The sequence below is a fragment of the Pseudomonas sp. P5_A2_2 genome (assembly GCF_054177685.1).
On record NZ_JBGCUL010000263.1, the window covers coordinates 1 to 5,489 of the forward strand.

Annotated in this window: 6 protein-coding genes and 1 pseudogene; all 7 read left to right on the plus strand. The window is 57.8% G+C overall.

The window, feature by feature from the left end; genetic code table 11:
- Positions 1–636, plus strand: a 636-nt coding sequence (gene rpsB / locus ACXRVY_RS15735) for a 30S ribosomal protein S2 (RefSeq protein ID WP_458237714.1), incomplete at its 5' end; no start/stop codon positions are given.
- A gap of 189 nt (positions 637–825) precedes the next feature.
- Positions 826–1,689, plus strand: coding sequence for a translation elongation factor Ts (tsf, locus tag ACXRVY_RS15740; RefSeq protein ID WP_223458378.1), 864 nt, complete (start codon positions 826–828; stop codon positions 1,687–1,689).
- Positions 1,690–1,899: 210 nt separating this feature from the next.
- Positions 1,900–2,643, plus strand: coding sequence for a UMP kinase (gene pyrH, locus ACXRVY_RS15745; protein ID WP_003189161.1), 744 nt, complete (start codon positions 1,900–1,902; stop codon positions 2,641–2,643).
- A complete protein-coding gene (frr, locus tag ACXRVY_RS15750) occupies positions 2,640–3,197 on the plus strand; it encodes a ribosome recycling factor (protein WP_108216657.1) in 558 nt (185 codons plus the stop codon). Before pyrH ends, frr begins: the two co-directional genes overlap by 4 nt.
- 13 nt (positions 3,198–3,210) lie before the next feature.
- Complete coding sequence (uppS, locus tag ACXRVY_RS15755; protein WP_458237715.1) at positions 3,211–3,966, plus strand: polyprenyl diphosphate synthase; 756 nt, start codon at positions 3,211–3,213, stop codon at positions 3,964–3,966.
- The gene (locus ACXRVY_RS15760) at positions 3,966–4,772 is read left to right on the plus strand and encodes a phosphatidate cytidylyltransferase (RefSeq protein WP_223458383.1); all 807 of its coding nucleotides are present in this window, start codon (positions 3,966–3,968) and stop codon (positions 4,770–4,772) included. The genes uppS and ACXRVY_RS15760 overlap by 1 nt, the downstream gene beginning before the upstream one ends.
- Positions 4,769–5,489, plus strand: a pseudogene (locus ACXRVY_RS15765) (1-deoxy-D-xylulose-5-phosphate reductoisomerase); the annotation flags it as partial. The gene ACXRVY_RS15760 and the pseudogene ACXRVY_RS15765, both read left to right, overlap by 4 nt.

The following is a 5,489-nucleotide window of genomic DNA, read 5'->3' on the forward strand; positions in this document are numbered from 1 at the left end:
CGTAACAAGATCCACATCATCAACCTTGAAAAAACCCTGCCAATGTTCAACGAAGCTCTGACTTTCGTAGAGCGTCTGGCCCAGGGCAAAAACAAGATTCTGTTCGTCGGCACCAAGCGTTCCGCTGGCAAGATCGTTGCTGAAGAAGCAGCACGTTGCGGTTCGCCGTACGTCGATCACCGCTGGTTGGGCGGCATGCTAACCAACTTCAAAACCATCCGTGCTTCCATCAAGCGTCTGCGTGACCTTGAAGTTCAAGCCGAAGACGGTACTTTCGCCAAGCTGACCAAGAAAGAAGCGCTGATGCGCTCCCGTGACCTGGAAAAGCTGGATCGTTCCCTGGGTGGTATCAAGGACATGGGCGGTCTGCCAGACGCTCTGTTCGTTATCGACGTTGATCACGAGCGCATCGCGATCACCGAAGCCAACAAGCTGGGCATCCCGGTTATCGGCGTAGTCGATACCAACAGCAGCCCGGAAGGCGTTGACTACATCATCCCAGGCAACGATGACGCAATCCGCGCTATCCAGCTGTACATGGGTTCGATGGCTGACGCTGTCATCCGCGGTCGCAACAACGTTGCCGGCGGCACCGTTGAGTTCGCAGCTGAAGAAACTCAGGCTGCAGCTGAGTAATTGACGCCCTGGCGTTGACTCAGTAAGCAAAAAGGGGGCTTGGCCCCCTTTTTGCCACCTCGAAAACCATTTGTCGGCGCCCACTGCTCTATCTGTAACGTGCGGCAGCTAACAAGGGTGGTTCGGGAAGAATTGATCGCCCGTTCGATCGGGTGGAATGGTTGAAAACCTATCCAAGAGGAATTTGAAATGGCAGAGATTACTGCAGCGTTGGTCAAAGAACTGCGCGAGCGTACCGGCGAAGGCATGATGGACTGCAAAAAGGCCTTGACCAAGGCTGGCGGCGACATCGAGAAAGCCATTGATGACATGCGCGCTTCGGGCGCCATCAAGGCTGCCAAGAAAGCCGGCAACGTTGCCGCTGAAGGTGCTATCGCTCTGAAGGAAGACGGTAAATCCGCCGTTCTGCTGGAAGTGAACTCGCAGACCGACTTCCTGGCCCTGCAGGACGACTTCAAGGAATTTGTTGCAGCAAGCGTTGAAAAAGCGTTCGCCGACAAGTTGACTGATGTTGCTCCGCTGATCGAAGCTCAAGAAACTGCTCGCCTGGTACTGGTCGGCAAGGTTGGCGAAAACGTCAATATCCGTCGTCTGGCACGCGTTGAAGGTGACGTTGTCGGTGGCTACCTGCACGGCAACAAGATCGGTGTTGCAGTTGTCCTGAAAGGCGGCAGTGTTGAGCTGGCCAAGGACATCGCTATGCACGTAGCGGCTACCAATCCTGAATTCCTGCTGCCATCGGAAGTTTCCGCTGAAGCGATCGAGCGCGAGAAAGGCGTGTTCCTGACGCTGAACGCTGACAAGATCGCCGGCAAGCCGGAAAACATCGTTGAAAACATGGTCAAAGGCCGTATCAGCAAGTTCCTGGCCGAAGCCAGCCTGGTTGAGCAGGCTTTCGTCAAGAACCCTGAAATCAAGGTCGGCGACCTGGCCAAGAAAGCCGGCGCTGAAATCGTTTCCTTCACTTACTTCAAAGTAGGCGAAGGCATCGAGAAGCCAGTGGACAACTTCGCAGAAGAAGTTGCTGCCCAGCTGGCTGCCGCCAAGCAATAAGACGGTTTTTTAACTGTCGCCCAGAAGAGGCTGCCCGCTCACGCGCGCAGCCTCTTTTCAGATGGGGCGCCAATTTTTATTTGGTTTCCTTTTGGAACTGGCTTACAAAGCCATGTTCCGATGGCGCTGAAGCAGCGCCAAGCTAGATTGAACGCCAGCTGTAAACAGCTCGCAAAGAATTTTTAAAATACGCCGCAGGAGAGATTCGCAATGGCTCAGCAGGGCAGTGGTTATCAGGCTCGCTATAAACGCATTCTACTCAAGCTTAGCGGCGAGGCCCTGATGGGCTCGGAAGAGTTCGGGATCGACCCGAAAGTTCTGGATCGCATGGCATTGGAAGTTGGCCAACTGGTCGGCATCGGTGTTCAGGTCGGTCTGGTCATCGGTGGTGGCAACCTGTTCCGCGGCGCGGCGCTCAGCGCGGCGGGCATGGATCGGGTTACCGGCGACCACATGGGCATGCTGGCCACTGTGATGAACGCCCTGGCAATGCGCGACGCGCTGGAACGTGCCAATATCTCGGCCATCGTGATGTCGGCCATTTCCATGGTAGGCGTGACCGATCACTACGATCGCCGCAAGGCCATGCGCCACTTGAATTCCAAGGAAGTGGTGATTTTCGCGGCCGGTACGGGTAACCCGTTCTTTACGACGGATTCGGCTGCCTGCCTGCGTGCAATCGAAATCGATGCCGATGTCGTGCTCAAGGCGACCAAGGTCGATGGCGTCTACACCGCTGACCCGTTCAAAGACCCGCATGCCGAGAAGTTCGATCATCTGACCTACGATGAAGTGCTGGATCGCAAGCTGGGTGTGATGGATCTGACGGCCATTTGCCTGTGCCGCGACCACAAGATGCCGCTACGCGTATTTAACATGAACAAGCCCGGCGCCCTGCTGAACATCGTGCATGGTGGCGCTGAAGGAACCCTGATCGAGGAAGGCCAACAATGATCAACGAAATCAAGAAAGACGCTAAAGAGCGCATGCAGAAGTCCGTGGAATCGCTGGCGCACAATTTTGGTCGTATTCGTACCGGCCAGGCGCACCCGAGCATCCTGGAAGGCGTGATGGTGCCGTACTACGGCGCCGACACCCCGATCAAGCAAGTGGCCAACATCACCGTCAAGGACGCCCGTACCCTGCAAGTCGTCGCTTTCGAGCGCAACATGCTGGGTGCTGTCGACAAGGCGATCGGCAGTGCTGGTCTGAACTTGAACCCGACCAACCTCGGCGAGCTGCTGCTGATCAGCATGCCTGCACTGACTGAAGAAACCCGTCGTGGTTTCACCAAGCAGGCTCGCGACGTTGCTGAAGATGCCCGTGTTGCCGTGCGCAACATCCGTCGTGATGCCAACAGCCAGCTCAAGGATCTGGTCAAGGAAAAAGAAATCAGCGAAGACGAAGAGCGTCGCGCCACTGGCGAGATCGATGATCTGACCAAGAAGTTCGTGGCCGAAATCGACGCGAAGCTGGCAGAGAAAGAAAAAGACCTGATGGCCGTATAAGGGTCGCGTTTTCATGGAAAAGACCAAGCAGACTGCACCGTCCGCGGTGCCGCGCCATGTCGCGATTATCATGGATGGTAACAATCGCTGGGCGAAGAAGCGCTTTATGCCGGGTGTCGCCGGGCATAAAGCGGGTGTGGATGCGGTACGTGCGGTCATTGAGGTTTGTGCCGAGGCCAAGGTCGAAGTATTGACCCTGTTCGCCTTTTCCAGCGAGAACTGGCAGCGTCCGGCCGATGAGGTCAGCGCCTTGATGGATCTGTTCTTCAGGGCACTGCGTCGTGAGGCCAWGCGCCTCAACGACAACAACATCAGCCTGCGCATCATTGGTGACCGCTCGCGTTTTCATCCGGAGCTGCAGGCTGCCATGCGTGAAGCCGAGGCCATGACGGTCGGCGCCAATCGCTTTATCCTGCAGATCGCCGCCAATTACGGCGGTCAGTGGGATATCGCGCAAGCTGCGCAGCGACTGGCGCGAGAAGTTCAGGCCGGGCACTTGCGTCCCGAAGACATCACGCCTGATCTGCTGCAGACCTGCCTGGTCACGGGCGACCTGCCGTTGCCGGACCTGTGTATCCGTACCGGTGGCGAGCACCGCATCAGCAACTTCCTGCTCTGGCAACTGGCCTATGCCGAGTTGTATTTTTCCGACCTGTTCTGGCCGGACTTCAAACACGATGCCATGCGCAATGCGCTGGCCGATTTCGCTTCCCGCCAGCGCCGCTTCGGTAAAACGAGCGAGCAGGTCGAGGCTGGAGCCCGGGTTTAATGCTTAAACAACGAATCATCACCGCGCTGATCCTGCTGCCGATTGCCCTGTGCGGGTTTTTCCTGCTTGAAGGTTCCGGTTTTGCACTGTTCATCGGTCTGGTCGTAACCCTTGGTGCCTGGGAGTGGGCGCGCCTGGCGGGTTTTGCCGGTCAGGTGTTCCGCGTCGGCTATGCCGTTGTGGTCGCATTGATGCTGTTCCTCATGTACATCCTGCCCGGCCTCGCGCCTTGGGTATTGGGTGCTTCGGTGTTGTGGTGGGTGGTGGCGACGTATCTGGTGCTGACCTATCCGCATTCGAGTGAGCATTGGTCCAATGCGGCGACCAGGTTGGTGATCGGCCTGTTGATTCTCCTGCCGGCCTGGCAAGGTCTGGTGCAGATCAAACAATACCCGCTGGGTAACTGGCTGATCATGGCGGTGATGGTGTTGGTCTGGGGGGCCGATGTTGGCGCCTACTTCTCTGGTCGTGCTTTCGGCAAGCGCAAGCTCGCACCGCAGGTCAGTCCGGGCAAGAGCTGGGAAGGCGTGTACGGTGGTCTGGCGTTGAGCCTGGTGATTACCGCAATGGTTGCCCTGGTGCGCGACTGGACGGTGGCCGAGCTGCTCAAAGGGCTGATCGGTGCCGCGCTGATCGTGTTCATTTCGGTGGTGGGCGACCTCACTGAGAGCATGTTCAAGCGCCAGTCAGGGATCAAGGACAGCAGCAATCTGCTTCCGGGGCACGGCGGCGTGCTGGATCGTATCGACAGCCTGACTGCAGCGATTCCGGTATTTGCCGTGCTGCTGTGGATGGCGGCCCCATGAGCCGCTCGCAACAGATTACCGTGCTGGGTGCGACCGGCTCGATTGGCCTGAGTACGCTCGACGTCATCGCTCGCCATCCTGACCGTTATCAGGTCTTTGCCTTGAGTGGCTTCACCCGCTTGAGTGAATTGCTGGCGCTCTGTGTGCGCCATGTCCCGCGATATGCTGTGGTGCCTGAGGTCGCGGCTGCCCGCACCCTGCAGGATGATTTGCGCGCGGCAGGTCTTTCGACTCGAGTTCTGGTGGGTGAGGAAGGTTTGTGTCAGGTCGCTTCCGATCCGGAAGTCGATACGGTCATGGCGGCCATCGTCGGTGCAGCGGGATTGCGCCCGACACTGGCGGCGGTCGAGGCTGGCAAGAAGATCCTCCTGGCCAATAAAGAAGCACTGGTCATGTCCGGCGCGCTGTTTATGCAGGCGGTGCGCAAGAGCGGTTCGGTGTTGCTGCCGATCGATAGCGAGCACAACGCGATTTTTCAGTGCATGCCGCTGGATTATGCCCGTGGCCTTGAGGCGGTCGGTGTGCGTCGGATTCTGCTGACAGCTTCCGGCGGTCCGTTCCGGCAGACGCCAATAGCTGAACTGGCGCATGTTTCTCCCGATCAGGCTTGTGCGCACCCGAACTGGTCCATGGGGCGAAAAATCTCCGTTGACTCGGCCAGCATGATGAACAAGGGGCTTGAGTTGATCGAAGCCTGCTGGCTGTTCGATGCCAAGC